At 60.0% G+C, this 26,402-nt stretch carries 22 protein-coding genes and 1 other RNA gene; 14 read left to right on the top strand and 9 right to left on the bottom strand.

Going from position 1 to position 26,402, the window contains the following annotated elements; translation table 11 throughout:
* Positions 1 to 159 precede the first annotated feature (159 nt).
* Positions 160 to 1,494: a phosphomethylpyrimidine synthase ThiC gene (gene thiC, locus ACESSC_RS03600; RefSeq protein ID WP_118094085.1), complete on the bottom strand. Its 1,335-nt coding sequence runs from the start codon at positions 1,492 to 1,494 to the stop codon at positions 160 to 162.
* 171 nt (positions 1,495 to 1,665) lie between these two features.
* Between thiC and ACESSC_RS03595 the strand changes: the two genes are divergently transcribed.
* On the top strand, positions 1,666 to 2,181 hold the full coding sequence (locus tag ACESSC_RS03595; protein WP_117736398.1) for a hypothetical protein: 516 nt from the start codon (positions 1,666 to 1,668) through the stop codon (positions 2,179 to 2,181).
* Positions 2,182 to 2,221: 40 nt separating this feature from the next.
* Here ACESSC_RS03595 and ACESSC_RS03590 read toward each other — a convergent pair whose 3' ends face one another.
* Both ACESSC_RS03590 and ACESSC_RS03585 read right to left on the bottom strand, forming a co-directional pair.
* A complete protein-coding gene (locus ACESSC_RS03590; protein WP_117647252.1) occupies positions 2,222 to 3,031 on the bottom strand; it encodes a YaaA family protein in 810 nt (269 codons plus the stop codon).
* A gap of 103 nt (positions 3,032 to 3,134) precedes the next feature.
* Positions 3,135 to 4,532: an aminopeptidase gene (locus tag ACESSC_RS03585; RefSeq protein WP_373161259.1), complete on the bottom strand. Its 1,398-nt coding sequence runs from the start codon at positions 4,530 to 4,532 to the stop codon at positions 3,135 to 3,137.
* Positions 4,533 to 4,698: 166 nt separating this feature from the next.
* On the opposite strand from ACESSC_RS03585, the gene polA reads away from it, so the two are divergent.
* Positions 4,699 to 7,446 (top strand): DNA polymerase I, encoded by a 2,748-nt coding sequence (polA, locus tag ACESSC_RS03580; RefSeq protein WP_373161257.1) that lies wholly within the window; start codon positions 4,699 to 4,701, stop codon positions 7,444 to 7,446.
* Positions 7,447 to 7,722: 276 nt separating this feature from the next.
* Here polA and ACESSC_RS03575 read toward each other — a convergent pair whose 3' ends face one another.
* On the bottom strand, positions 7,723 to 8,550 hold the full coding sequence (locus ACESSC_RS03575; protein ID WP_373161256.1) for a Cof-type HAD-IIB family hydrolase: 828 nt from the start codon (positions 8,548 to 8,550) through the stop codon (positions 7,723 to 7,725).
* A 553-nt stretch (positions 8,551 to 9,103) separates the two neighbouring features.
* On the opposite strand from ACESSC_RS03575, the gene ACESSC_RS03570 reads away from it, so the two are divergent.
* The 4 genes from ACESSC_RS03570 to ndk all read left to right on the top strand — a co-directional run bounded on the left by ACESSC_RS03570 (position 9,104) and on the right by ndk (position 13,072).
* On the top strand, positions 9,104 to 10,330 hold the full coding sequence (locus ACESSC_RS03570; RefSeq protein WP_373161254.1) for an argininosuccinate synthase: 1,227 nt from the start codon (positions 9,104 to 9,106) through the stop codon (positions 10,328 to 10,330).
* A gap of 232 nt (positions 10,331 to 10,562) precedes the next feature.
* The gene (locus tag ACESSC_RS03565) at positions 10,563 to 10,733 is read left to right on the top strand and encodes a hypothetical protein (RefSeq protein ID WP_158550218.1); all 171 of its coding nucleotides are present in this window, start codon (positions 10,563 to 10,565) and stop codon (positions 10,731 to 10,733) included.
* Positions 10,734 to 10,851: 118 nt separating this feature from the next.
* Positions 10,852 to 12,282: an argininosuccinate lyase gene (argH, locus tag ACESSC_RS03560; protein WP_373161252.1), complete on the top strand. Its 1,431-nt coding sequence runs from the start codon at positions 10,852 to 10,854 to the stop codon at positions 12,280 to 12,282.
* Positions 12,283 to 12,667: 385 nt separating this feature from the next.
* Positions 12,668 to 13,072, top strand: a complete 405-nt coding sequence (gene ndk, locus ACESSC_RS03555; protein ID WP_006234152.1) for a nucleoside-diphosphate kinase — start codon at positions 12,668 to 12,670, stop codon at positions 13,070 to 13,072.
* Positions 13,073 to 13,223: 151 nt separating this feature from the next.
* Here the strand turns inward: ndk and rpiB are convergent, their stop codons facing one another.
* On the bottom strand, positions 13,224 to 13,691 hold the full coding sequence (rpiB, locus tag ACESSC_RS03550) for a ribose 5-phosphate isomerase B (protein WP_006234151.1): 468 nt from the start codon (positions 13,689 to 13,691) through the stop codon (positions 13,224 to 13,226).
* A gap of 271 nt (positions 13,692 to 13,962) precedes the next feature.
* Here rpiB and ACESSC_RS03545 point away from each other — a divergent pair, with 271 nt between their 5' ends.
* Entirely contained in the window at positions 13,963 to 15,282 is a 1,320-nt protein-coding gene (locus ACESSC_RS03545) for an L-cysteine desulfidase family protein (protein WP_342997046.1), read from the top strand.
* Here ACESSC_RS03545 and ACESSC_RS03540 read toward each other — a convergent pair.
* Positions 15,279 to 16,037 carry an HAD family hydrolase gene (locus tag ACESSC_RS03540; RefSeq protein ID WP_373161250.1) on the bottom strand — a complete coding sequence of 253 codons (759 nt, stop codon included), beginning with the start codon at positions 16,035 to 16,037 and terminating at the stop codon, positions 15,279 to 15,281. The two genes, ACESSC_RS03545 and ACESSC_RS03540, sit on opposite strands and share 4 nt — an antisense overlap.
* Positions 16,038 to 16,352: 315 nt before the next feature.
* Between ACESSC_RS03540 and rpsA the strand changes: the two genes are divergently transcribed.
* From rpsA to ACESSC_RS03525, 3 genes are all read left to right on the top strand, one after another.
* Complete coding sequence (gene rpsA / locus ACESSC_RS03535) at positions 16,353 to 17,519, top strand: 30S ribosomal protein S1 (protein ID WP_022095232.1); 1,167 nt, start codon at positions 16,353 to 16,355, stop codon at positions 17,517 to 17,519.
* A gap of 324 nt (positions 17,520 to 17,843) precedes the next feature.
* Positions 17,844 to 18,205: RNase P RNA component class A (rnpB, locus tag ACESSC_RS03530), an RNA gene on the top strand.
* A gap of 225 nt (positions 18,206 to 18,430) precedes the next feature.
* A complete protein-coding gene (locus ACESSC_RS03525) occupies positions 18,431 to 19,069 on the top strand; it encodes a YigZ family protein (protein ID WP_187361803.1) in 639 nt (212 codons plus the stop codon).
* Positions 19,070 to 19,136: 67 nt separating this feature from the next.
* Here ACESSC_RS03525 and ACESSC_RS03520 read toward each other — a convergent pair whose 3' ends face one another.
* Positions 19,137 to 19,601 (bottom strand): C-GCAxxG-C-C family protein, encoded by a 465-nt coding sequence (locus ACESSC_RS03520; protein WP_373161248.1) that lies wholly within the window; start codon positions 19,599 to 19,601, stop codon positions 19,137 to 19,139.
* Between the two features lie 215 nt (positions 19,602 to 19,816).
* Between ACESSC_RS03520 and ACESSC_RS03515 the strand changes: the two genes are divergently transcribed.
* The 4 genes from ACESSC_RS03515 to ACESSC_RS03500 all read left to right on the top strand — a co-directional run bounded on the left by ACESSC_RS03515 (position 19,817) and on the right by ACESSC_RS03500 (position 23,747).
* A complete protein-coding gene (locus tag ACESSC_RS03515) occupies positions 19,817 to 21,100 on the top strand; it encodes an O-acetylhomoserine aminocarboxypropyltransferase/cysteine synthase family protein (protein WP_117629414.1) in 1,284 nt (427 codons plus the stop codon).
* Between the two features lie 141 nt (positions 21,101 to 21,241).
* Positions 21,242 to 22,546 (top strand): MFS transporter, encoded by a 1,305-nt coding sequence (locus tag ACESSC_RS03510; protein ID WP_373161246.1) that lies wholly within the window; start codon positions 21,242 to 21,244, stop codon positions 22,544 to 22,546.
* Between the two features lie 158 nt (positions 22,547 to 22,704).
* Positions 22,705 to 23,283, top strand: a complete 579-nt coding sequence (locus ACESSC_RS03505) for a xanthine phosphoribosyltransferase (RefSeq protein ID WP_117629416.1) — start codon at positions 22,705 to 22,707, stop codon at positions 23,281 to 23,283.
* A gap of 83 nt (positions 23,284 to 23,366) precedes the next feature.
* Positions 23,367 to 23,747: a peptide chain release factor family protein gene (locus tag ACESSC_RS03500; protein WP_373161244.1), complete on the top strand. Its 381-nt coding sequence runs from the start codon at positions 23,367 to 23,369 to the stop codon at positions 23,745 to 23,747.
* Between the two features lie 86 nt (positions 23,748 to 23,833).
* Here ACESSC_RS03500 and ACESSC_RS03495 read toward each other — a convergent pair whose 3' ends face one another.
* Both ACESSC_RS03495 and ACESSC_RS03490 read right to left on the bottom strand, forming a co-directional pair.
* Complete coding sequence (locus ACESSC_RS03495) at positions 23,834 to 24,796, bottom strand: diacylglycerol/lipid kinase family protein (RefSeq protein WP_373161242.1); 963 nt, start codon at positions 24,794 to 24,796, stop codon at positions 23,834 to 23,836.
* Positions 24,797 to 24,882: 86 nt separating this feature from the next.
* Positions 24,883 to 26,304 (bottom strand): chloride channel protein, encoded by a 1,422-nt coding sequence (locus tag ACESSC_RS03490; protein WP_373161240.1) that lies wholly within the window; start codon positions 26,302 to 26,304, stop codon positions 24,883 to 24,885.
* Positions 26,305 to 26,402 lie beyond the last annotated feature (98 nt).

Genomic DNA, 26,402 nt, shown 5'->3' with positions numbered 1-26,402 from the left:
CGGATTCAAATGGGTCTTTTACCCCGCATTATAAAGATGCCCGGGCCGACTCTATGTCGAACCCGGGCGGGCGATGCAATCTTTACGCAAATGTAAGCAAATGTTCACACGTCAACAATTGACGAACACCATGTTACTGATTGTGGCTCCGGTGACGAGTTAGTCCTCCATGCCGAGATCGATCGTCGTACCCTCGAACACCTTGTTGACGGTGCGGACGGCGCACATCTTGCCACACATGGTGCAGGTGCCCTCGGTGGCGGCGGGGGACTCCTCGTAGCGCTTCTTGCCGGTGACCGGGTCGAGCGCGCACTTCCACATGGAGTCCCAGTCGAGCTTGCGGCGTGCCTGGCCCATCTTGTCGTCCATGTCGCGGGCGTGCGGCACCTTCTTGGCGATATCGGCGGCGTGCGCGGCAATCTTAGTGGCCATGAGGCCATCGAGCACGTCTTGGGCGTTGGGCAGGCACAAGTGCTCGGCCGGCGTCACGTAGCACAGGAAGTCGGCGCCGGAGCTGGCGGAGATAGCGCCGCCGATGGCGGCGGTGATGTGGTCGTAACCCACGCCGATATCGGTCACCAGCGGCCCGAGCACATAGAACGGGGCGTTGTGGCACAGGCGCTTCTGCAGTTTCATGTTGGCGGCGATCTCGTCGAGCGCCATGTGACCCGGGCCCTCGACCATGACTTGGACGCCGGCGGCCCAAGCGCGCTTGCACAGCTTGCCCAGCTCGATCATCTCGGCGGTCTCGGTGGCGTCGTTGGAGTCGTAGAGGCAGCCCGGGCGGCAGGAGTCGCCGAGCGAAATCGTCACGTCGTACTCGTGGCAGATCTCGAGCAGCTCGTCAAAGTACTCGTAGAAGGGGTTTTCGTTGCCGGTGACCTCCATCCAGCCAAACAGCAGCGAGCCGCCGCGGCTCACGATGTTCATCAAGCGGCCGGTCTCCTTAAAGGTCTTGGTGACCGACTTGTTGATGCCGCAGTGGATGGTCATAAAGTCCACGCCGTCCTCGGCGTGCGCGCGCACGACCTCGAACAGGTCATCCTTGGTAAGCTTGACCAGCGGCTTTTCCATGTAGCCGATGGCGTCGTACATGGGGACGGTGCCCACCATGAGCGGCGTCTCGTCGATGAGCTGCTGGCGGAACTGGCGCGTCTTGCCCGAGTTGGAAAGGTCCATGATGGCGTCGGCGCCAAAGTCCTCGGCGATCTTGACCTTCTTCCATTCCTCGGCGGCATCGGCTTTATCGCCCGAGATGCCCAGGTTGACGTTGACCTTAGTAGACAGGCCCTCGCCGACACCAAAGGCGCGCATGCCTTTTTTGATGTGCACGATGTTGGCGGGAATGGCGATGCGGCCGTCGGCCACGCGCTCGCGGATGTACTCGGGGTCGCGATGCTCGCGCTCGGCGACTTCCTTCATCTGCGGCGTGATCTGCCCGGCGCGGGCGAAGTCGATTTGCGTGACGAGCTTGGGCTCGGTCTGTGTGCTCATTGGCACGGCTCCCTTCGTTGGCATTACCCATATCAGGTTTGCGGGTCAGGGCGGGCGCGCCCAGTCTCAGCCTGCCGTCTTGTCCTGCAAGCTCCCCGTTTATGTAATGGGCTCAAGTATAGCTCGAATGGGTACGATTGGCCTAACGAGCGTGCCTGTGGGGAGGCGAACATGGAAGACAAGCATCTATATCGAGAGACGCAATGGGATGTATCGGCCGAGGAAAGCCGTGCGCACCATGGCCTTGTCGCGATTGGTTTTGCGGTGCTTGCCGTGCTGGTGATTGCCGTTTGTATCTGGACGTTTGGTGGTCGCGGCGGCGCTGCATGGGAGTTCGAGGCTGATGATAGCCTACCGATAATGACGGTGAAGGTCGCGGGTGGCAATACCGTTGCCGCGCCGGGCGACTATTGGTATCCGCGCGATGGATTTGTCCAGCTGCAGCTGAGCGGCGGTTCCATTCCTGGTGAAGAGATCGAGCGCGTGACCTTCGATGCGTCGCTTAAGACGCTGTCGGTCGAGCTCAAAGATCAAGGGGATGTGCCCACGACGATGGATATCGCGCTGACGGAATGGCGCTTGGAGCCCCCATCGGGTGTTGCGGTGTCCGAGGTAGAGCACGTTAAGATTACCTACCAAGATGGCTCGACAAACGAAGTTGCCAAAGCCGACGGCTTGGCGGAATAGACGCCGTGCCTAGGCAGCACATTCAAAAGTAGCGGTGGTCCTACAAGGTCTGTTCGTTCAGGAAGACCAAAGTGTTCTTATTTGAAAGCTCGGGAAAGTGACGATAACCAACGTCAAACGCGGTGAGCCCGCTTACATCCTCGAGCTTGTTTTCTGCCATCCAGCGCACCATGGAACCACGTGCCTTTTTGCTGGCGGTCGAGCGCTGGATGGGCTTGCCGTTGCGGATGCCTTCGCCAAAGAGACACGTGACGACCGTGGCGTCGCCCGCGAGATGGGGCAGAACGGCTTTGGCGTACTCTACGCTGGCGAGGTTGACGATCGTGGTGTTTGAGCCTGCCGGGGCGATAGCCCGCGCGAGCTTGTCGCTCCAAAACGCATAGAGGTCTCGGGCATCGTCAACGGCGAGCTTCGCGCCCATCTCCAGCCGATATGGTTCGACGGCATGAAAGGGGCGAACGCACCCGTAGAGGCCAGAGAGGATCCACAGGTGGCTTTGCAGCCATGCGAGCTGCGCGGAATCCATCACCTCGGGCGCCATGCTCTGGTATTGAATGCCGTGGTAGGACATGACGGCAGGGGAGAGGTGACAGGCGAGTGCGGGATTGTCGAGATCGCCGTTTTTCAGGATGGGCCCGAACTCATGCAGGGTGTTGAGGCAAGGCCCCAGCAGTTTGTCACTCACGTTCCATAGCGCCTGCAGGCTGTCGCTGCCTTCATTCCGCTCGATATCTAGCAGTGCGCGGTGGAGGCGAGCCGTCTCGCGCGCAAAGGGTGGAATGCCCAGGACTTCAAAAGCATCTTGGGCCGCGCGCATCTGCTTGGCGGGCGAAATGACGACCTGCAGCATGGACTCTCCTCTGCCAAAAAGGAAGTTGCGGTGGAATACGGTCTGTTTTGGCCGTTTATGGGCCAGTTTAGTCTGTATTTCACCGCAACTGATGAAGGGTTGGTTACGCGCGCTCGATGAAGGCCTTGTAGCCGCGATAGGCCTCGTAGATATCGGCCTTGTTAGCGACCTCCCACAGGGCGTGCATGGACAGGACGGCAACGCCAGAGTCGATGACGTTCATGCCGTACTTAGCCATGATGTATGCGATGGTGCCGCCGCCGCCCGCGTTGACGCGACCGAGCTCGCAGGTCTGGAAGTCCACGCCGGCCTCGTCCATGATGTCGCGGATGAGGGCCACATACTCGGCGTCGGCGTCGTTAGAGCCGCCCTTGCCGCGGCTGCCCGTGTACTTGTTAAAGCACAGGCCGCGACCCATAAAGGCTGCGTTCTTGGTTTCGAACTTGCCGGCGTAGCCCGGGTCGAAGCCGGCGGACACGTCAGAGGAGAGCATGCGGCTGCGGGCGAGCGCGCGGCGCAGGGCCAGCGGGCTATCCTCGCCGGCGAGCGTCATGATCTCGGCGACGGTGTTCTCGAAGAAGCGGCTCGTCATGCCGGTGGCACCCACGGAACCGATCTCCTCCTTGTCGACGATGAGTGTGATGCTCGTGCGCTCCACGTTGGCGACGTTGATCTGGGCGAGCATGGACGGATAGGCGCAGACACGGTCGTCGTGGCCATAGCCCAGAATCATGGAGCGGTCGAGGCCCATGTCACGGGCGGGGCCGGCGGGCACGACCTCGATCTCGGCGGAGAGGAAGTCCTCCTCCTCGACGTCGTACTGCTCCTTGAGGATGTCCAGGAACATCTGCTTGACGGGCTCCTTGGGGGCGTCCTTGTCGTCCTCGTCAAACTTGACGGGGCGGCCGCCCACGATCACGTCGAGGATCTCGGCGTCGACGGCGTCCTTGGCAGGCTTGGACATCTGCTCGCTCGAGAGGTGGATAAGCAGGTCGGAGATGGTAAAGACCGGGTCGTCAGCCTTGTCACCGATGTTGATGTCGACGGTGGTGCCGTCCTTTTTGCAGATGACGCCTACGAGTGCGAGCGGGGAAGCGACCCAGTGGTAGCTCTTGACGCCGCCATAGTAGTGCGTGTCGAGGTAGGCCATGTCGCCGGCCTCGAAGGCGGGGTTCTGCTTGAGGTCCAGGCGCGGCGAGTCCACGTGGGCGCCCAGGATGTTAAAGCCCTGCTCGAGCGGGGCGGTGCCCAGGTTGACGAGCATAAGGTCCTTGCCGTGATTGGCGGCGTACACCTTGTCGCCGGCCTTGAGCGCGCGGCCCTCGGAGATCACGGTCTCCAGATTGACGTAGCCCGCCTCCTCGGCCATCTTGATACCGGTCTTGACGCACAGGCGCTCGGTCTTGTTCTCACTCAAAAACTGCTTGTAGCCGCGGCAAAGCTCCTCGAGCTCCTCGATCTGCTGTGGCGTGTACTTTTTCCATGCGCAGGGACGCTCCATGACGCAGGCTCCTTTCGGATCGATCGTGCTGGTTGATGTACCGTGAGCCATCGTATCACGCGCGGGCCCGCGGCGGCAGGGAAGCCTGATGTGCGGTGGCCGCGGGGCGGGGAGCGTGTAAACTGGAGTGAGCAAACCGTGCCCAGCCCAAAGCGAGGTATTCAATATGTCTGACAAGCGCCGCACTTTTGCCGTTATCGACGGCAACTCGCTCATGCACCGCGCCTTCCACGCCGTGCCGCCCACCATGAACGCGCCGGACGGTCGCCCCACCAACGCGATCTTTGGCTTTTTGAACATGTTTCTCAAGATGATCGACGCCTTTAACCCCGATGGAGTCGTTGTGGCGTTTGACAAGGGCAAGCCGCGCGTGCGTATGGAGATGCTGCCGCAGTACAAGGCGCAGCGCCCACCCATGGACCCCGATCTGCACGCGCAGTTCCCTATGATCAAGGAGCTGCTCGGTGCGCTCAATGTGCCGATTCTGCAGTCCGAGGGCTGGGAAGGCGACGATATCCTGGGAACCATGGCTCGCCTGGGCGAGAAGGCCGGCTGCGACATGCTGTTGGTGACCGGTGATCGCGATATGTATCAGCTCGTGACTGAGCACGTCAACGTGGTCTCGACTCGTAAGGGCCTGTCCGACGTGGCGATCATGACGCCCGAGAGCGTGGACGATCTGTATCACGGCATCACGCCGGCGCTCGTGCCCGACTTTTATGGTCTGAAGGGCGACACGTCCGATAACATCCCCGGCGTGCCGGGCATCGGCCCCAAAAAGGCGAGCGCGCTCATTGCACAGTACGGTAGCCTGGACGAGGTCATCGCACACGCCGATGAGGTCAAGGGCAAGATGGGCGAAAACCTGCGCGCACACATCGACGACGCGTTGCTGAGCCGTAAGGTGGCGACCATCCGCACCGATGCGCCCGTTGAGCTCGATTTTGAGGCGACGTCCTTCCCGGCGTTTTCTGCCGATGAGGTTTCCGCGGCGCTGGGTACGCTTGGTATCACCGCCATGCAGAACCGTTTCTTGGCACTGATTGGCGGCGAGGGCGGGGCTGCTGCTTCCAGTGTGTTTGAGATACCTTCGATGGTTCGCGCAGCCGCCGGCGATGCTGACGCGCTTGGTTCCGTTGCGGCTGAGGTCTCCCGCGCGATTGATGCCGGCGAGTGGGTCGCTGCCGTGGTGGACGACGACAAGGAAGAGGGCGCGCTCTTTGGACTGACGCGCACGCTGTGGTTGACGACGTCCAAGGGCCTGTTCGCGCTCGAGGAGGGCGACAACGGTGCGGCGGCTGAGGTTGAGGGCTTCAACTTCGTCCATGGCGTGATTGCCGGCGTGCTCGCGCGTCTGTTTATGGAGGGCCGCGTGGCGAGCCCGGATATGAAAGCGCTGTTGCATGAGCTTTCGCCCATCGATTCTTCCGAGCCCGAGCTCATGGATCCGCTCGCTGCCGATTCCACGCGTATCTTCGATACCGTGGTTGCCGCCTACCTGTTGGATTCCGATCGCTCCGAGTTCGATGAGGCATATCTTGCCGATACGTATCTGCAGATGGCACTGCCTGCGGCGCGCGGTGCGGAAGGTGCTGGCGAGAACGCTCCTGCTCCCGCTGCCCGTACCGCAGCGTTGACGCTGGCGCTCGTGGCACCGCTGCGTGATCGCATGACCCGCGAGAACGCCGCCAACGTGTTCGATGGCATCGAGATGCCGCTTGTGCCGGTGCTTGCCAAGATGGAGCGCGCGGGCATGCTCGTAGACCCCGACCGTCTGCATAGTCTGTCCGAGGGCCTGGCGACCCAGATCACCGAGGTCGAGCGAAGCATTCGCGACCTTGCCGGTGACGAGACCTTTAATATTGGCAGTCCCATGCAACTTTCGCATGTGCTCTTTGATGTGATGGGCCTTCCGACCAAGGGCCTCAAAAAGACCAAGCGCGGCTACTATTCGACCAATGCCAAGGTGCTGAGTGAGCTTGCCCGTGACCACGAGATTGTTCGTCTGATCTTGGACTGGCGCGAGAAGTCCAAGATTAAGTCAACCTATCTGGACACGTTGGGCCCGCTGCGCCGCGGTGACGGCCGCGTGCACACCACGTACAACCAAACCATTACCGCAACGGGACGTCTGTCCTCGAGCGACCCGAACCTGCAGAACATTCCGACGCGCTCTGAGCTGGGTCGTACCGTCAAGACGGCGTTTTCGGCAGGCGAGGGCAGCGTCTTTTTGGCGGTGGACTACTCGCAGATCGAGCTACGTCTACTCGCGCATCTCTCGGGTGACGAGCATCTGGTGCGCGCCTTTAACGAGGGCGAGGACTTCCACGCCGAGACGGCCGCGCGCGTGTTTGGCGTGCCGGTGTCCGAGGTAACGCCCGACCTGCGCAGCCGCGCCAAGGCCGTGAACTTTGGCATCGTGTACGGTCAGCAGGCCTACGGTTTGTCGCAGTCGCTGCACATCTCGATGGCCGAGGCGCGCGACATGATCGACCGCTACTACGAGGCCTACCCGGGTGTGCGTACGTTCCTCGACAACGTGGTGGCGCGCGCCAAGCAGACGGGCTATGCCGAGACCATGTATGGACGCAGACGCCATATTCCCGAGCTCAAGGCCAAAAACCCGCAACTCCGCGGCTTTGGCGAGCGCACGGCCATGAACCACCCCATGCAGGGCACCGCCGCCGACATCATCAAGATCGCCATGGCCCGCGTAAGCCGTCGCTTGGAAGAAGAGGGTTTTGCCGCCCACATGATCTTGCAGGTACACGACGAACTGGACTTTGAGTGCCCCGTCAACGAAGTCGAGCGCCTAACCACCATGGTCCAAGACGTCATGGAACACGTAGTAGACCTCCGCGTACCGTTGATCGCCGAAGCCTCAACCGGAGTAACCTGGGCCGACGCCAAATAAAGACGTATCAACAGCCCCAAAGTAACCAAAAGCAGAAGGGGGCTCCTTGCCAACAAGGAGCCCCCTTCATTCCAAAAAAGTCAGCCAAGTATCTAGACGCCAAGACGCCATCTAGGCGGCAGACAAGTAAACCTAGGACCTGGCCGGGCGACGCGGGTAGGTTTTTCGTAGATTCCGCACGAGCCGAAGGCCACTTAATGTGGCCTTCGAGCGAGCCCAGGACCTGACCGAACGAAAAACCTACCCGCGTCGCCCGGCCAGGTCCGACAAGCTACGTTAACGAGCCGCCAAGATGGCGTCGATGAGCGTCAGTACGCCCCCGTCGTTGTTGCTTGGAATACGCCACTTAGCATGCGCGTTCATGTGCTCCTCGGCATTGTTAACGATAAAGCTGTGGCCGACGCGCTCCAGCATGGGGATATCGTTGTACGTATCGCCCACGGCAGCGGCGTCGGCAATATCGATGTCCAGGTGCTCGCACAGGTGCGCGACGCCGGCTCCCTTGTCGACGCCCAGGTTCATAAAGTCGATCCACTCGCGCCCGGCGTTGGTGACGTAGAGCTTGTCCGAGAACTCGGGGCTATAGGTCTCGCGGAATGCAGGCTCGGCATCATAGGCGGGGAAGAAGATCGAGATCTTATTGGACTCGATATCAATGCCCTCAAAGCTATCGACGTAGTTGATTGTGTTGTAGTAGACGCTGATCTCGTCATGGTATTGATGGTCGCGGGCAAGCACGTAGAACTCGTCGAAGCAGCACAGGACGGGGACAGCGCGAGGATCCTCCGAGGCGCGCTTCAAGACCTGCTGGTACAGCTCCACGTCGATATTACTCTTATAGATATAGCTGCCGCGATAGATCACGCACGCTCCGTTGTCGGGACAAAAAGCGAGGCGGTTCTTAATGCCCTCGAACATTTCCTCGAGCTTGGGGGCAGGACGTCCGCTGGCGGGGCAGAATACGATGCCGGCGTCAGCGAGCTTGTCCAGACGCTCGTCGAGACCCTGGGGCAGCACGCGCTCGTCGGTCAGCAGCGTCTTGTCCATGTCGACGGCGATGAGTTTAATGTTGCCGATGTTGGCGTCTGATTCATAAGTCTGCATAAATGCGCTTTTCCGTTTCCAGATTGTTTCGGGCGTAATGACCCTCTGCTATGTAATCGAGCGTATTTTCGCAGGAATGGTGCGTATTTGCACCACGCTTCACAAAGTAATGAAAAAACTTTTCAGAAATTTGAATTTGTCGCTTGTGCTGCGGGCACTTTAGCGTAATATAGCGACCATCGAAAACGGAGACGGAAAACAACCGCTTACCGAGTAAAAGGTACCGTTTACGATATTTGAATTGCGCCCGGCGATACGTGAAAGGAGAGGCAGATGCAGTTCGTAACGATCATCACCACTGCAGACAATGCCATCCGACGCCAGCGCGCAATTTCCCGACGACGATAACAATCGTCTCTGTCCGCATGGGGCGAATTGCCTCAACAGAGTCATTTTGAGGTCGTTGGGTTTTAGCACGACATTGCTGCATGTTTCTAGGGCATGTATGTGCTGATTTTTGCTATTTAACCTGATATTGCACGGTATATGACCTTGAAATGACTTGCAACTGACCGATGTTCTAACTAGCTACCAAGGGCGAAAGGAAACAGCCATGAGCAAGGAAAAAGTCGTTCTCGCATATTCCGGTGGTCTTGATACATCCGTATGTGTCAAGTGGCTCCAGGACGAGAAGAATCTCGATGTCGTTTGCGTCTGCGGCAACGTGGGCCAGGAAGAGACCGGACTGGATGCCAAGAAGCAGAAGGCGCTCGACCTGGGCGTTCTCGATTGCCAGGTGCTCGACCTGCGCGACGAGTTCTCCGATGAGTTCCTGACCAAAGCCATCGCAGCAAACTCCATGTACGAGAACAAGTACCCGCTGCTCTCCGCCCTGTCTCGCCCGCTGCTTGCCAAGAAGCTTGTTGAGGTCGCCCACGAGTTTGGCGCGACCTACGTCGCCCACGGCTGCACCGGCAAGGGTAACGACCAGGTCCGTTTTGAGGCCGCCGTCAAGGCCCTCGACCCCGAGCTCAAGGTTATCGCCCCGGTTCGCGAGTGGGACCTGAAGTGCCGTCCCGACGAGGTCGCCTATGCCCACGCCCACAACGTGCCGGTTCCCGAGGGTGCCAACGACAACCCCTACTCCATCGACGACAACCTGTGGGGTCGTGCCATTGAGTGCGGCCACCTGGAGGATCCCTGGAACGAGCCGCTCGACGACGCCTGGGTTATGACCAAGAAGCCCGAGGACACGCCGGACACCCCGACCTACACCGAGATTGAGTTTGAGGCCGGCAAGCCCGTCGCCGTCGACGGCAAGAAGATGAAGCTCTCCGAGATCGTCATCGCCCTCAACAAGATTTCGGGCGACAACGGCTTTGGCCGTCTCGATCTGGTCGAGGATCGCCTGGTGGGCCTTAAGAGCCGCGAGTGCTACGAGGTTCCCGGAGCCCTGACGCTCATCACCGCCCACAAGGCGCTCGAGGACATCTGCGTCGAGGGCGACCTGCTCAAGACCAAGATCAAGCTCGAGCAGGATTGGGCCACCGCCGTGTACAACGGCCAGTGGTACAGCCCGCTCAAAAACGCGCTCGATGCCTTTATGGCCGATACCCAGAAGTTCGTGACCGGCACCGTCCGTCTGAAGTTCTTTAAGGGCAACTGCCATGTCGTCGGCCGCAAGAGCCCCTTCAGCCTCTACGACTACGGCCTGGCTACCTACGACCGCGACACCACGTTTGACGAGAAGGCCAGTGCCGGCTTTATCGAGATCGATACGCTGTCGCTCAAGACGTGGGCAAAGGTCCAGGGCCCCAGCTCTGCTGCCGCCCAGGCTTAAGGGCCCTTCCCTTGGTATCCGCGCGGCCCATCCGCGTGATACATAACGGGCGCACGGGGTCCCTACCTTTCGTTATGCTTGCTGACACTTCTTAACATCGGTGGCCCCTACGTTCCGCCCGCATATATGATGCCGCGTCTGCGGCTGAGTCCGAGCCCCGCCGGGGTTGTCCGGCGGGGCTCCTTCTATCAATTTGGCGGCTCTGCGCCTATATATATGAGGAGTATCCATTATGTTCAATGCTATCGCGCATGCTTTACTTGCCCTCGCGCCCGAGTTCGATGCTGCAAGGGTCGAGGACGTCCCTATGAGCCTGAAGGCCTGGATCGATGGTTCGCAGGGCAACATCCGGAGGGAGACGTTGGGCGCCAAGTGCATGGCACGTCACTTCTTTGCAAATTAGCTACATGGCTCCGCACACGGTGGGGAATGTGTAAAACTAGCGGTTGAAAAATCGCTTTAGCGATATGGCGCATTGCTTTGGGCGCTTGTTTTGGTTTTTGGAGAAAGGGGACGGTTCCATGGCTCTTTGGGGCGGTCGTTTTGAGGCTGGCGTGGCCGAGGTCACGCAGGAGTTTGGCGCGTCGCTGTCGGTCGACAAACATCTCTATAAGCAGGATATCGCCGGCTCTAAGGCGCATGCCAAAATGCTGGCGGCCCAGGGCATCATCAGTGCCGAGGACGAGCAGGCGATTGCCAAGGGCCTGACCGGAATCGAACAGGATATCGATGCCGGCAACTTCACCTTCGACATCAACGATGAGGACATTCATATGTCCATCGAGAGCGAGCTGACGCGTCGCATCGGCGAGGCCGGTAAGCGCTTGCATACCGGACGTTCGCGCAACGACCAGGTGGCGACCGACACACGCCTGGGCGTCAAGGCGCTGGCCAAGGAGCTCATGGAGGCCAATCTTGAGCTGCGCCATGTGCTGGTGGATGCGGCCAAGAAGTACGACAAGGTGATTCTGCCGGGCTACACGCACATGCAGCACGCTCAGCCCGTGCTGCTGTCGCATCATCTGCTGGCGTATTCCTGGATGTTCGCGCGCGACTTTACGCGCCTGAAGGCCGCCTTTGATGCCGCCGACAACTGCCCGCTGGGTGCTGCCGCGCTTGCCGGTACGAGCTATCCGCTCGATCGTCAGATGACGGCTGCCGAACTTGGCTTTGCGGGTGTGATTCCCAACTCGCTCGATGCGGTTTCCGACCGTGATTTCCTACTCGATCTGCACTACGCCGGCTCCGTCATGGCCATGCACCTGTCGCGTCTTTCCGAGGAGATCGTGCTGTGGTCGAGTTCCGAATTTGGCTTTATCACGCTTTCAGACTCCTACTCCACCGGCTCGTCTATCATGCCGCAGAAGAAGAACCCCGACTTTGCCGAGCTTATCCGCGGCAAGAGCGGTCGCGTGTACGGCAACCTGGTGCAGCTGCTGGTAACCATGAAGGGCTTGCCGCTTGCTTATAACAAGGACTTGCAGGAGGACAAGGAGGGCGCGCTCGATACCGCCCATACGCTCATGCAGTGCCTGTCGGTTATGGCCGGTATGATTTCGACTTGGACCGTCAACGAGGACGCCATGGCGCGCGAGTGCGGCGTGGGGCACCTTGCCGCCACCGATGTTGCCGATTACCTGGCCAAGCGTGGCCTGCCGTTCCGCGAGGCACATGCCGTGGTGGGCCATCTGGTCCTGATGTGCGAGAAGCGCGGCTGCAATCTTGAGGACCTGCCGTTTGAGGTGTTCCAGGAGGCAAGCCCGCTCTTTGAGCGCGACATTACCGAGGCGCTCGACATCCCGTCGATTGTCGCCGCGCGTACGACCGAGGGCGGCACCGCTCCTGCCGCCGTTGCCGTGCAGTTGGGGTGCGCCGAGACGCAGCTTGCGGCCGATGAGGGTGTGTTTGGGTCGCTGACCAAGGTCGTCGAGATGGGGCACGGGGCAAAGTAGAGGTTTGGCTGAAGCCGCATTGTCCATTTATTGATAAATCGTTTTGCTTTTACGGGCGCCTGCTGATGTGGGTGTCCGTATTTTGTTGCTATGGGGGAGGGGCTTGTCGAGAACTTCTGTAGGACCTTTGGGTAGGTTGTGAAGGGGGTACGTTCGCGGGCGGCAACCGACCGTCTGCTCTGCTCGATGCGGTTGATGGGCAGTCGGATGGTACTCTAATCGAGCTTCGAAACAGAAGTGACACATATGGAACGCTTTAATAAATTGCAACGTTTCAATAAACAGCTTTTTGTTTAACTGCAGCTAAAACTCTGTTACGATGCAGTCCAGGCGGGTGCCGGAATGGGACTTGGGCACGCGCGAACCTACTTGAAAGGCTACTTTTATGGCTATCGAGAAGACCTTCATCATGATTAAGCCCGACGCCGTGCGCGACCGCAAGATCGGCGAGATCGTTGCTCGCATTGAGCGCAGCGGCCTTGTCATCGAGCGCATGGAGATGACCACGCTCGAGCGCGCTACCGTCGAGGAGCACTACGCCCATTTGGCCGACAAGCCCTTCTTTGGCGGTCTCTGCGACTTTATGACGAGCGGTCCGGTCGTCAAGATGGTCGTTTCCGGTCTCTCCGCTGTTGCTAAGATGCGCACCCTCATGGGCGCTACCAACCCGCTTGATGCTGCCCCCGGCACCATCCGCGGCGACTTCGCTGTCGATGTCAACGCCAACGTGATCCACGGCTCCGACTGCCTGGAGAACGCCGAGATCGAGATCAAGCGCTTCTTTGGCTAAACCAGCTTTGACTCCTTAAAGCTGTTAGCGTGTGGCTTGGGCGCCGCGGAACTCCATCCGCGGCGCCCTTTTATTCCAAAATCTATGAAGGGGCCCGCTCGGTCATGAGTTCCGAGCGGGCCCCTGCTGTTAGCTTGTGGCACTGAGTGGTTTAGGCCTCGTCGACGACCTTGAGGCCGCGCGTGTGATCGATCTCGTTGAGGAGGTTAACGCGACGCTCGTGACGGCCGCCCTCAAACTCGGCGTCGAGCCACTCGTCGACGATCATCTTGGCGAGCTCGGAGCCCACGACACGGGCACCAAAGGCGAGCACGTTGGTGTTGTTGTGCATGCGGGAGAGCTTGGCGCTGAAGGGCTCGGAGCACACAACGGCGCGTACGCCCTCGACCTTGTTGGCAGCCAGGCTAATCCCGACACCGGTGCCACAGATGAGGATGCCCAGGTCGACGTCGCCGTTGGCAACGGCCTTACCCACCTTGTAGCCGGCGATGGGGTAGTCAAAGCTCTCGGAGGTGTCGGTGCCAAAGTTCACGACCTCGCAGCCGCGCTCCTTCAGGTGCTCGGAGATGATGTTCTTGAGCTCGACGGCGGCGTGGTCGTTACCGATACCGATCTTCATGGATGGTTCCTCTCTGGTCTGTGCGGCGCAAATGCTAAAGGTGTTTACCGCGTTCGACTGCATAATAGCGCGACTTTTGCGTAAACGCTCGAGCGTTTTTTGGTCAAACGCTTTAGCAGGCAACAAGACCGACTTCTTGTGAATGAATGTCGTCAGTTTGCGCTTGAGCGCCGTCTGCCGGAACCATGGTTGCGGTTTTTGATGCATTGTTATCAAATAAAGGAGCTAACTATTATGAGAGCCCAGCCCGTTATGCAAGCAGGAGATACCTATGCCTACCGATTCCATCCGTGATGCCGCGTTTTGCGATGTTTTGAACCGCGAACTTGTCTGCGCGCTCGGCTGTACCGAGCCCATTGCCGTTGCCTATGCAGCGGCGCTGGCGAGTCAGACGCTCGGTTGCGAACCCGATCATATGGATGTTGCCTGCTCGGGCAATATCATCAAGAACGTCAAGAGCGTGACCGTGCCCAACTCGGGCGGCATGCACGGTATTGAAGCGGCGGCCGTGCTGGGTGCCGTGGGCGGCGACGCTAAGAGCGCGCTCGAGGTGCTCGAGAGCGTTAACGATGAAGACCGCGCTCGCGTGGCCGAGCTCCTCGCCGACGCCGGCTACTGCGATGTGTCGCTTGTCGAGGGTGTGCCCAACCTCTACATCAAGGTGACTGCGACGGCCGGGGGCCATACCGCGGTCGTCGAGATTACCGATCACCACACTAATGTCACGTGCCATACGCTCGATGGTATTCCGGTATGCGGCAAGTCGGCGGGGGAGTGTGCCGCCTGCGCCGAGCGCGTCGTGGCCGAGCGGGCGGCAGATAACGCCGATACGCCCATGTCGATTGAGACCATCATCGACTTTATCGAGGACGGTGACATTGAGGACGCCCGCGCTGCCGTTGAGCGTCAGATTGAGCTGAATGGCGCAATCAGTGCCGAGGGCCTTGCGCACGCTTGGGGCGCCGAGGTGGGTCGTACGCTGCTGGGTGCTCGTGCCGATGACGTCGCCTGCCGTGCCCGTGCCCGTGCAGCCGCCGGGTCCGACGCCCGCATGAACGGTTGCGCGCTGCCGGTCGCCATTGTGTGCGGCTCGGGCAATCAGGGCATTACCTGCGCACTGCCCGTCATGGAGTATGCCGAGTACCTGCGCTGCGACCACGAGCGCCTGGTGCGTGCCGTGATGCTGTCCGATCTCATTGCCGTGCATATCAAGAGCTACATTGGTGCGCTCTCGGCGTTTTGCGGCGCTATTTGCGCTGCGTGCGGTGCCGGTGCCGCGATTACCTGGCTGTGCGGTGGCACGCGCGAGCAAATCGGTGCGACGGTCTCCAATACGCTCGGCAATGTGGGCGGCATCGTGTGCGATGGCGCCAAGGCGAGCTGTGCCGCCAAGATCTCGGCTGCCGTCGATGCAGCGATTCTGGGCCATGATATGGCCATGCAGGGTCGCGGCTTCCGCGCCGGCGAGGGCCTGATCCAAGATACCGTTGAGCAGACAATCGCCAGTATGGGCTACGTAGGCCGTGTGGGCATGAAAGATACCGACGTCGAGATCCTCAACATCATGATCGGCAAAACCCAAGTGTGCTAGGACAGTTCGTCGGCTACTTGGTGTTCGTAGAAGGCTTCTACTACGGCGTTGAATTCGCGGGCGAAGTCTTCCATGGTTCCTCGCCAGGTGGCTCGGCCGGGTTTTCCCTGACCAACATAGGCAGTCTGAATGCCGCAGGCGGGGCTGGGGAAGTCACGCTTGGGGTCGTTGCCCACCATAAGGACCTCGTGCGGCTCGAGCCCCATCACCTTAAGCTGCTCTAGATAGTAGGTGGCATCGGGCTTGCAGCGGGTGGTGTTTCCCATGTGCGTGACGAGCTCAAAGGGGGCGTCGGCCAGGTCGCCCCAACCCATGCGGCACTCGATGGCCCCCTGCGGAAAGCTGGGGTTGGTGAAGAGCGCGCAGCGCAGCCCTGCGTCCTGTACGGCCTGAAGCGCGGCGTGTGCGCCCGGCATGGCGTGGGCGTTGATGACGTCGTCATTCTTATGCGGAAGAACTTCGCGGTCGTAGTAGGTAAATGCCTCGTAGATGATAGGATCGGAGAGGCAGATGCCGCACCTGCGTTCGACCTCGGTGCGGTAAAACTCAAGATTGGTGCGGTTGTCCGTGCCGCTTCGGCGGTTGGCGTTGAGGTCGACCAGGATGGTGCCGAGGCGTGCCATCGTGCCACCGCGGCTGCGACGTCCGATGTCCGCGAGCATCGACGAGACATCCTTAAAATAGCGAAGGATGAACGCGTTGAGGTTGATGCTAAGAAGCGTCTCGTCCATATCGAAAACGACTGCTTTGAGCACGCGGGCACCTTTCTCGAAAAATCGTTCCAGAATCGTTGGTTCCGGATACTTTACCCCAAAGCCGTATACCTAACGGCCTATCGTCAACTTACGGAGACGGTCGTCCACAAGATTGCGAAAAAGTCTCCATACGAGTAAAAAATCGCAGTTCGCGCTTGAAATCGAAGTAATTTCCCCGTAATCTATACGGACGTGATTGCATAAGCGTCACATTAGTATCTGTCGGCTCCCGAGTGTTCCTAAACGTTGTGTGCTTGTCGCACCCTTCTGTAGGTCCTGGCAATCGGGGCCCCGTAGTTCGAAAGGGGTCCACCTTTGAGTGAGATTCAGAACTCGTCCATTTTCTCTCTTGACGATGTCAACGAGGAGGAGATGAACAACCTCATCGACGGTACGATTACCGACTTTGATGAGGGCGATCTCGTTAACGGCACTGTCGTTAAGATCGAGCATGACGAGGTGCTCGTTGACATCGGATTCAAGTCCGAGGGCGTTATCCCGGTCCGCGAGCTGTCCATCCGCAAGGACGCTAACCCTGCAGACATCGTTGCACTCGGTGATCCCATCGAGGCCCTGGTTCTCCAGAAGGAGGACAAGGACGGTCGTCTGGTCCTCTCCAAGAAGCGTGCCGAGTACGAGCGTGCTTGGAACCGCATCGAGGAGAAGTTCAACTCCGGCGAGAACGTCGAGGGCGAGGTTATCGAGGTTGTCAAGGGCGGCCTGATCCTCGACATCGGCCTGCGTGGCTTCCTGCCCGCTTCCCTCGTCGACCTCCGTCGCGTCAAGGACCTCACCTCCTACATGGGCACCCGCATCGAGGCCCGCGTCATCGAGATGGACCGCAACCGCAACAACGTCGTCCTCTCCCGTCGCGTCGTGCTCGAGGAGTCCCGTAAGGCCGAGCGCTCCGAGATCCTGTCCAAGCTCAAGTCTGGCATGCGTCTCCAGGGCACCGTTTCCTCCATCGTCGACTTCGGCGCCTTCGTCGACCTCGGCGGTATCGACGGCCTCATCCACATCTCCGAGCTCTCCTGGAACCACGTCAACCATCCTTCCGAGGTTGTCAAGGTCGGCCAGGAGGTCGAGGTCGAGGTTCTCGACGTCGATCTCAACCGCGAGCGCATCTCCCTGGGTCTCAAGCAGACCACCGAGGATCCGTGGCGCGCACTGGTCAAGAAGTACCCCGTTGGCGCTATCGTCGAGGGCACTGTGACCAAGCTTGTCCCGTTCGGCGCTTTCGTCGATCTGGGCGAGGGCATCGAGGGCCTGGTGCACATCTCCGAGATGGCCAACAAGCACGTCGATCAGCCTTCTCAGGTCACCCATGTGGGCGACAAGGTTCAGGTCAAGGTCATGGAAATCGACCTCGACCGTCGTCGCATCTCCCTGTCCATGAAGTCTGCTGCTGAGACTCTGGGCGTCGAGATCGAGGTTACCCCGCTGCCTTCCGAGAAGAAGGACGAGGAGACCGACGCCGAGTAAATCGGTTTGACGATCACTTGTTTTAAGGGATCCGTCCGTAATGGACGGGTCCCTTTTTGCATTTGGCACCGAGATGCGCAATGCTGCCGGGCTGTCCACAGGCTATTGGATTGTCGGTGCATGAAAAAAGCCGACATCCCGCCTCGGGGAGGAGGCGGGAACGCACCGAGTAGACGGAGGGGTGCGGAGCGCGGTCGCGTCTCGACTGACAACGTTGCCCATCGACGGGATTATTGTAGCGCATGGGCGCTTCTTGGTTTATCGTGTCGAGCGCTTGCGTTGTGCCGTTGCCTGTGGCGGCGGTGTGCTACACTCTTGCACTGCTGAGTGGGCCAGACGGTCGCGCGATGTACTGCTTGCGGTACGCGTGAGGAAAGTCCGGGCTCCAGAGGGCGGGATGCCGGCTAACGGCCGGGCGGAGTGATCCGACGGAAAGCGCCGCAGAAAAGAAGACTCCCACCTGCGTCGCAAGGCGTAAAGGGAAAAGCTGAAACGGTGGTGTAAGAGACCACCAGCGTCGTGGCAACACGGCGGCTTGGCAAGCCCCATCCGGAGCAAGCGCGAATAGGAACGCTATGGGCCGGCCCGGTCCGCGTTCGGGTAGCGTGCGTGGAGCTGCACGGTAACGTGCAGACAAGATAAATGACCGTTCACGACAGAACCCGGCTTATAGGCCCACTCAGCACTTTGTTGACGCTGCGAACCCGTCAGCGCGGCAATCTGCCTTTCAAGCCTTCGGGCATGACCATAAGGTCAATGCCCTCGTCTTTCAAGGCACCTTGCTCGCGCTGACGGGTTCTCGCTTTCGTTTACGGAATCATCGGTGTTGCCGTTCTATTTACCGGGATTAACGGTACGATCTTTGCCGTATTATTGAAGCTGTTTGTTGCTTTGCTTGTTGTTGAGGGGCTTTGTTGGACAGCTATTTTACTCTGCAATCGAATATTGAGGCTTCGGGCGAGTTTGTGGACCGCAAGAGCCGGTTTATTGCCCAGCTGGTCCATATTGAGTCCGAGGACGAGGCGAATGCCTTTATCGAGATGGTTCGCAAGCGTCATTACGACGCTCGACACAATGTTCCCGCGTGGATTTTGGTCGATGGGCGTGAGCGCCAGAGCGATGATGGTGAGCCGAGCCGTACGAGCGGCATGCCGACGCTCGAGGTGCTGCGCGGAGCGGGGCTCAAAAATGTTTGCTGCGTAGTGACGCGCTATTTTGGTGGTACGTTGTTGGGACCTGGTGGCTTGGTACGCGCCTATACCGCGGCGACGCAGACGGCGGTGGCCGCGGCTCAGGAAGCCGGGCAGATCGTTGAGATGACGAGCGTCGTGCCGGTTGATGTGCGTGTGGCCTATCCACAGTATGAGCAAGTGCTTCGTTTGGCCCAGGATTCGGATGCCAAGGTTTCGGATACCGATTACGCGGATGCCGTGACGATTCATTTGGTGTTTAAGGCGGGGGAGCAGGAGCCGTTTTGCGTTAAGATGCGCGAGCTTATGGCGGGGCGCGAGGAGATTGAGGTCGGCGCTCCCGAATTTGCCGAGTTCTAACGACGACGGCCGGCGTGCTTTTGGATGAATCCCAAGCGCGCCGGCCGTCGTTTTATGTTGCTGCCGTTTACTCGGCGAGTTGCTTTAGCATATCGCAGGCGATCTCGACGGCATCGTCGATGCAGCCGTGGCAGCTGCGGAGCGGGCCATTATCCGATCCGACGCTTTTGAGCGTGCCGCAGACGGTCGTGGTGTTCTTCTCGCCAAAGCGCTTGGCAATCTCGCGCGACAGCTTGTAGGTCTGGCCCTTGGTCTTGGGGTTCTCCATACCGTCGCTCATCACAAAGCCCATGATGGCCACGGCGCCCGAGATGGCGCCGCAGGTCTCGGTCATGCCGCCCATGCCGGCGCCAAAGCCCTCGGTGAGGGTAAAGGCGATCTGGGGGTCGAGCCCCACAGCGGGCGCGAGCGTGCAAGCGACAGCCTGGGCGCAGTTAAAGCCGCGGGCGTGGTACTCGGCAGCCTGAGCCTGGCAGGCGGCAGTGTTGAGCTGGGTGGTATCGATCTGCTTCATCGTTGTCTCCTTGTTCATGGTGTACCCGCCTATGGTACCCTTGCCGGCGCATTCGCTTATCGAGACCGCAGTGCATATCTCATTGTTTTTCGCCATCGAACACTTTCTTAAGATTTGGGACAAATAAACCTGATTAATTTGTCCCATAACCTATCGGCGGGATGGGTTGAGAGGGGTGCGGGGTAGCGGTATTGTGAACCGAATAAAACAAAACCCAAGTAAGGGAGTTGGATATGTGCGAGCAGACTATCGGTACCACGTGCGTTCAGGGCGGCTATCATCCGGGCGATGCGGAGCCGCGCCAGGTGCCCATCTACCAGTCCACCACGTGGAAATACGACACGTCCGAGCACATGGGCAAGCTGTTTGACCTGGAGGAGTCGGGCTACTTCTACAGCCGTCTGCAGAATCCCACGTGCGATCTGGTTGCCGCCAAGATCTGCGAGATGGAGGGCGGCACCGCTGCGATGCTCACGAGTTCGGGCATGGCTGCGAACTTCCTTGCGATCTTTAACGTGGCCGGTGCCGGTGATCACGTGGTCGCGAGCTCTGCTATCTACGGCGGTACGTATAACCTGCTCGCCCACACCATGGGCCGCATGGGCGTGACTTGCACGTTTGTCGCCCCCGACTGCACCGATGAGGAGCTGGAGGCAGCCTTTGAGCCCAATACCAAGCTCGTCTTTGGCGAGACGATCGCAAACCCCGCCCTTGCCGTGCTCGATATTGAGCGCTTTGCCAAGGCCGCGCATGACCACGGCGTGCCGCTGATGGTCGACAACACCTTCCCGACGCCCGTGATGTGCCGTCCCTTTGAGTGGGGTGCCGACATCGTTACGCACTCCACCACCAAATACATGGATGGACATGCTGCCTACCTGGGCGGCGTGATCGTCGACCACGGCCAGTTTGACTGGATGGCCCATGCGGACAAGTTCCCGGGTCTCACCACGCCTGACGAGAGCTACCACGGCGTGACCTATGCCGAGAAGTTCGGCCGCGAGGGTGCCTTCATTACCAAAGCAACCGCTCAGCTCATGCGCGACCTCGGCCCCATGCAGAACCCGCAGGCGGCGTTTTTCCTGAATAGCTCGCTCGAGAGCCTGCATGTACGCATGCCGCGTCATTGTGAGAACGGCCTGGCCGTTGCCAAGTTCCTGCAGAGTCATCCCAAGGTGCGCTTCGTGAGCTATCCGGGCCTGGAGGGCGATAAGTACTATGACCTGGCTCAGAAGTACATGCCCAACGGTACCTGCGGCGTCGTGAGCTTTGGCTTTAACGGTGGTCGCGCGGCGGCCGAGACCTTTATGAAGAGCCTCAAGCTCGCCCAGATCGCCACGCATGTGGCCGATGCTCGCACCTGCTGCCTGCATCCTGCTAACGCCACGCACCGTCAGATGAACGATGAGGAGCTCATCGCCTGCGGCATCTCCGCCGACATGGTGCGCCTGTCGTGCGGCCTCGAGGACACGGCCGATCTGATTGCCGACCTTGAGCAGGCGCTCGAGCAGTGCTAGGCTAGCGTTCGCATAAGTCGCCGATGCCGGTAGATAGCTTCGGCGGCCTTTCGTTCCGATTCCGTAGGCGGGACCCCAATCGCGACTGTTCGCAGGCGATTGGGGCCCCGTTTTTGCGTTGCACCACTCGAAAGGATGGATATGGAGAAAACTGCAGAGCAGCTGCGCCGCGAGCGCATTGCCCTTGAGGGCGACACCCATGGCAAGAACAAATGGGCGATTCTGTTTACCGTGCTCATCATGACGTTTATGGTGTGTCTGGATTCGACCGTCGTGACCGTGGCACTGCCCGTGATGCAAAAGGAGCTGGGCGTGGGCCTCGATCGCATTCAGCTGGTGAGCTCGGTGTATCTGCTTGCGACATGCGTGGCTATGTTGCCGTTTGGCCGTCTGGGCGACGTGCGCGGCAAGGTGAATGTGTTCCAGCTGGGCGTCATCGTCTTTTCGATCGGTTCGCTGCTGTGCGGCCTTTCGGCCTCGCTCGAGGTTCTTATCCTGGCACGCATTGTTCAGGGCGTCGGTTGCGCGGCGGCCATGGCTAACAACATGGGTATCATCACCGAGTCGTTTCCGGCGCGCGAGCGCGGTCGTGCCATGGGTATTCTCGCGACCTTCGTGGCCCTCGGCATGATGTGTGGTCCCGTGCTCGGCGGCATGCTGGTGGCGAACTTTCCCTGGGAGAGCATCTTCCTCATCAACCTGCCCATTGGCGTCATCTCGTTTATCGTGGGGCTCTATACGCTACCGCATGTTAAGCCTGAGGCCGGCGAGCGCCCCATGTCCCTGATCGAGGCTGCTCGTCGCTGCTTTGCAAATTCGGCCTTCACCATCAACCTTGCCTGCATGCTCATCGTGTTCGTTGGTATTGGCGCATCCGAGTTTATCCTGCCGTTCTATTTTCAGGACGCCCACGGCTTTGGTTCCGACATCTCCGGACTGCTCTTTTTGGCACTGCCGATGGTAAATGCCTTTATCGGCCCGCTTTCGGGTACGGTTTCCGACCGTGTTGGCTGCGAGGGCCCCACGGCCGTGGGCCTGGGCGTGTACGTGTGCGGCCTCTTTGCGGTGAGCACGCTCGACGAGCGCTCTTCGATCCCTGTCATCGTGTGCTGCGTCGCATTTATGTCGTGCGGTACGTCGATCTTCCAGAGCCCCAACAACTCCCTGTACATGGGGTCGGCCCCGCGCGAGGCGCTCGGTTTTGCGGGCAGCTTGGGCAGTTTGGCGCGCTATGCGGGCATGGCGCTGGGTATTACGGCGGCGTCGCACATCCTGTATGGCCAGATGAGCGTGGCGATGGGCGAGGCTGTGACCAGTTTTGTTGCAGGCCGTCCGGATGTGTTCCTGTTCGGCTTTCGCTCGGTGTTCTACGTGCTCATGGCTGTGGCCGCTGTGGGCTTTGCGCTCGCCATGGTGCGCTTGATGAGGATGCGCGCCCGCCATTAGCGTGTTGGGAGGCTGCCTGCCACGTATTCGCGCCGTCTCAAAAAGACTGGTTTGTGGTGCGATGCGGCTTGTGGGGCGGGCGGGGGTCGGTCCGTGGTAGACTATCGAACAACGTTTATTAATCGCGCGGTATCGTTGCCGCGAGAAGGGGTTGCGCCATGCAGGAGCTTGAGGATCGTATTCGCCATGACGGCATCGTAAAGGCCGGTAACGTCCTTAAGGTTGATGCCTTCCTCAACCACCAGTGCGACGTTGAGTTGTTCGACCACATGGGCGCCGAGTGGGCCCGTCTGTTCAAGGATGTCGAGATCAACAAGATCCTGACGATCGAGGCTTCGGGCATTGGTATGGCTTGCATCGCGGCTCAGCATTTTGGCGGCGTGCCGGTGGTCTTTGCCAAGAAGGCGCAGTCCATCAACCTCGACGGCGAGCAGTACGCTACGACCATCTACTCCTTTACCAAGCAGAAGGAGTACCCGGTCATCGTTGGCAAGCGCTTCCTGTCCGAGGGTGACAAGGTCCTGATTATCGACGACTTCCTGGCCAACGGCTGCGCGCTCGAGGGTCTTATCAAGATCTGCGAGGCTGCGGGTGCCGAGGTGTCCGGTATTGGCATTGCCGTGGAGAAGGGCTTCCAGGGCGGCGGCGATAAGCTCCGCGAGCGCGGCTTCCGCGTCGAGAGCCTGGCCCGTATCGCCGATATGGACTGCGAGACCGGCGAGATCACCTTCGCCTAAGTGCGCAACACAAGCTATTGGTATGCGATGTGACAAAGGGGCCGCCCCTTTGTCACATTTTTTGTATGAGGGGAGGTGTTGATATGGATGTGAACAAGATGGGATGGCGCGAGTATGCGCGCTATGCCGAGATGTCGGTCGAGGAGTTGGCGCGCGATTGCGAGGTGCAGGTGTTTCGCGCGACGGGTCCGGGCGGGCAGGGCGTGAACACGACGGACTCGGCGGTGCGTATGAAACATATCCCTTCGGGGATTACCGTGACGGCGCGCGAGAGTCGCAGTCAGTTCCAAAACCGTAGTAGCTGCCTGCGTAAGCTGCGCGCTGAGCTTGAGCGTCGCGGGCGTCCACCGCGCCGTCGCGTCAAGACCAAAGTACCCCAGCGCTCTCGCCAGCGCAGGCTCAACGACAAGCACTTCAACGCCATGAAAAAGGCCAACCGTCGCAAGCCGGGCAGCGATGACTAGCCTCCTCATAGGTTGCGGTGAAATAGGGACTGTTTTGCGGCTCTAGCTGCATAAACAGTCCCTATTTCACCGCAACTTAGGGGTGGTTAGCGGGTGGGGCGCCAGACCTGGAGGGCGCCGGCGAGGATGTCGACCTCGATGCGCGAGGCGACAACGGGCTCGCCGTCGGCTTGGATGGGGTAGTCGGGCTCCTCAAAGGTGAGCTCGGCATGACGACAGTGGCGCATGCGAACCGGCGGCAACTTGGTGTGATGGCCGTCCTTGGCCGAGAGGAACATGGGCAGGGCAACCGCGCGGGGGACGGGGCCGCAGGCGTAGCAGACGTCGAGGATGCCATCGCAGGGATCGGCATCGGGGCAGATGCGATAGCCCGAGCCATAGGTAGGGCCCAGCTGAATCGCCATGATAATCGCCCTCACGCGCTCGGCGGGCGCGCCGTCAAAGCTTACTGTCATAGGGTAGTTGCGATAGCGTAGGCCAAACTGCTCAAGTCCCGAGAGGGTGTAGAGCGGCGCGCCAGTGAGACCCGTCTTTTTGCGCAGCTCGGTTGTGCCCAGGCCGATGGCGGCATCGATGCCGACCGAAAGCGTCTGGTCGTAGTACTCAACGGTAGCCTCGCCGCTGCCGCTCGCAGGGCTCCACGAGCGAATGCGCCCGATGTCCTGACGCTGCAGCTCGCAGGTGAGCAGCGCGCCAAAATCCTTGCCGGAGAAATCGTCGATGCCGAGCGTCTGGGCAAAATCGTTGCCGGAGCCCACGGGTAGGATGGCAAGAGCGGGGCGGGCATCCTCCTTTTGCGTCATAATACCGTTGACGACCTCGTGGATCACGCCGTCGCCGCCGAGTGCGATAACGGTGCGGTAGCCCGTTGCCTGGGCGGCCAGCTGCTTGGCGTGTCCCATACGCTCGGTCAGCACCAGGTCAAACTGGGATGCGCGTGCAGTCATGTCCAAAAAGCGTTGCAGACGCTCGGCAACTTCGCGTGCCGCACCCGACTGGGCGGCTGGGTTGGCGATGATGAGCGTGCGACCAAAATCAGTTGCGTGCATGGGGCGACTCCCGGCGTGTGACATGACAGTGCGGTCGCGCTCAGGTCGAATTGCCCCCGATTGTGGCTGCACGGCGATTATTACATCTACTCTATCAGGTCGTTGTGGCGCTCGATAGCATCCGCTACCGTACCGCCCTCATCCACAATAAGCGAACGGCGCTTGGGTGAGATGATGCGCTGGGCGGGGTATACGCCGCGGTGTCCGCCGGTTAGGTAGCTGATAAAGGCCACGATGACAAAGAACCCGGCGGCCGTGCCGTGGAACAGGTCGATGGCCATCATGCAGGTGGTGATGGGCACGTTGAGGCCGGCGCAGAACACGCCGAGCATGCCGAGAGCCGCCAGAAAACTGGGGTCAAGCCCGGTAAGGCAACCGATCCAGCCACCGAGTGCCGCACCGATGCCAAACAGGGGCGTGACCTCGCCGCCTTGGAAGCCCGCGCCCAGGGTAAGCGCTGTGACGACCAACTTGATGGCTGCGTCCGCCAGGGTGGTGTTGCCTGCAAATCCGGCGCCGGAAAGCCACGTGGAAAGGCCGGCGTAGTCCCAGGCGTCGAGGAGGGCATAGGAGGCCAAAACCACGAGTGCGCCTATGAGTGCGCGGACGAGGTAATTGGTGATAAAGCGACCGTACAGGCTTTTGACGGTTCGAACTGACCAGGCAAAGAGGCGTGCCGTCAGGCCGAAGATAATTGCGCTGATAACAACGATGACAACCGTCCGTGGTGTCATGTTGGGAACGCTGGCGATGACATTCGCCTCGTACTCGGTTCCCAAGGCAAGCGACGTAAAGTAGCCGGTAAACGAGGCGACCAGGCAGTAGATGCCCGCGGTGTAGTCGATCTTTCCGATAAAGCACATCTCCATGCCAAAGAAAGCTCCGGCAAGGGGCGAACCGAATACGGCGCCAAAGGCCGATGAGATGCCGGCGAGCATGAGGTCGTGGTGGTCATGCTTTTTGAGGTGGGCGAGGCTCGAGATGTTGCTGGCGATGGTGCCGCCAATCTGCACCGCGGCTCCCTCGCGACCGGCCGATCCGCCCGTTAGGTGCGTGAGCGTAGAGCAGACGAAGGTGAGGACGGCCATGCGCATATGGATGAGGCGTGTGCCCAGAGCGGAGTCGATGACCAGGTTGTTGCCTCGTTTGGCAGCAAGGCCGTGGTTTTTGTACACCCATGCGGTGGCAATGCCCACAACGGGAAGCAATGCGTAGACCCACGCGTGGTGCTCGCGATAGTCGGTCGCGATATTCAGCGAGGCCAAAAACGCCCAAGCGGCAACGCCCATGGCGAGCGAGACGATGACGACGAGCGCGAGCAACTTGGCGCTCGCGAGTAGGTTGCGGGCGTTGCGGCGCGTGTCGGCAGCCAAGAGATGCTCGGAGCGGGTGAGCTGTTGCCTGCCTGCCATGATGACGTCATTAAGGGAGAAAAAGCTGCCGTCGTCGAGCGACTGGGAATGATCCTGCGCCTCGTTTGCGCTTTCGGGTTTGTCGGTAAAAGTCATACGTTCCTCTTTTGGGTTGCAACACGAGCATTATAAAACGCGGTAAACGCGACGAGCCGGTGGGTTGGTTTTGGTTTTGTTTCGCGGCTTGCGGCCGA

It is taken from the genome of Collinsella aerofaciens (assembly GCF_964243765.1).
GTDB classification, from domain to species: domain Bacteria; phylum Actinomycetota; class Coriobacteriia; order Coriobacteriales; family Coriobacteriaceae; genus Collinsella; species Collinsella aerofaciens_BU.
This window is presented reverse-complemented; position numbering and strand designations above follow the sequence as displayed.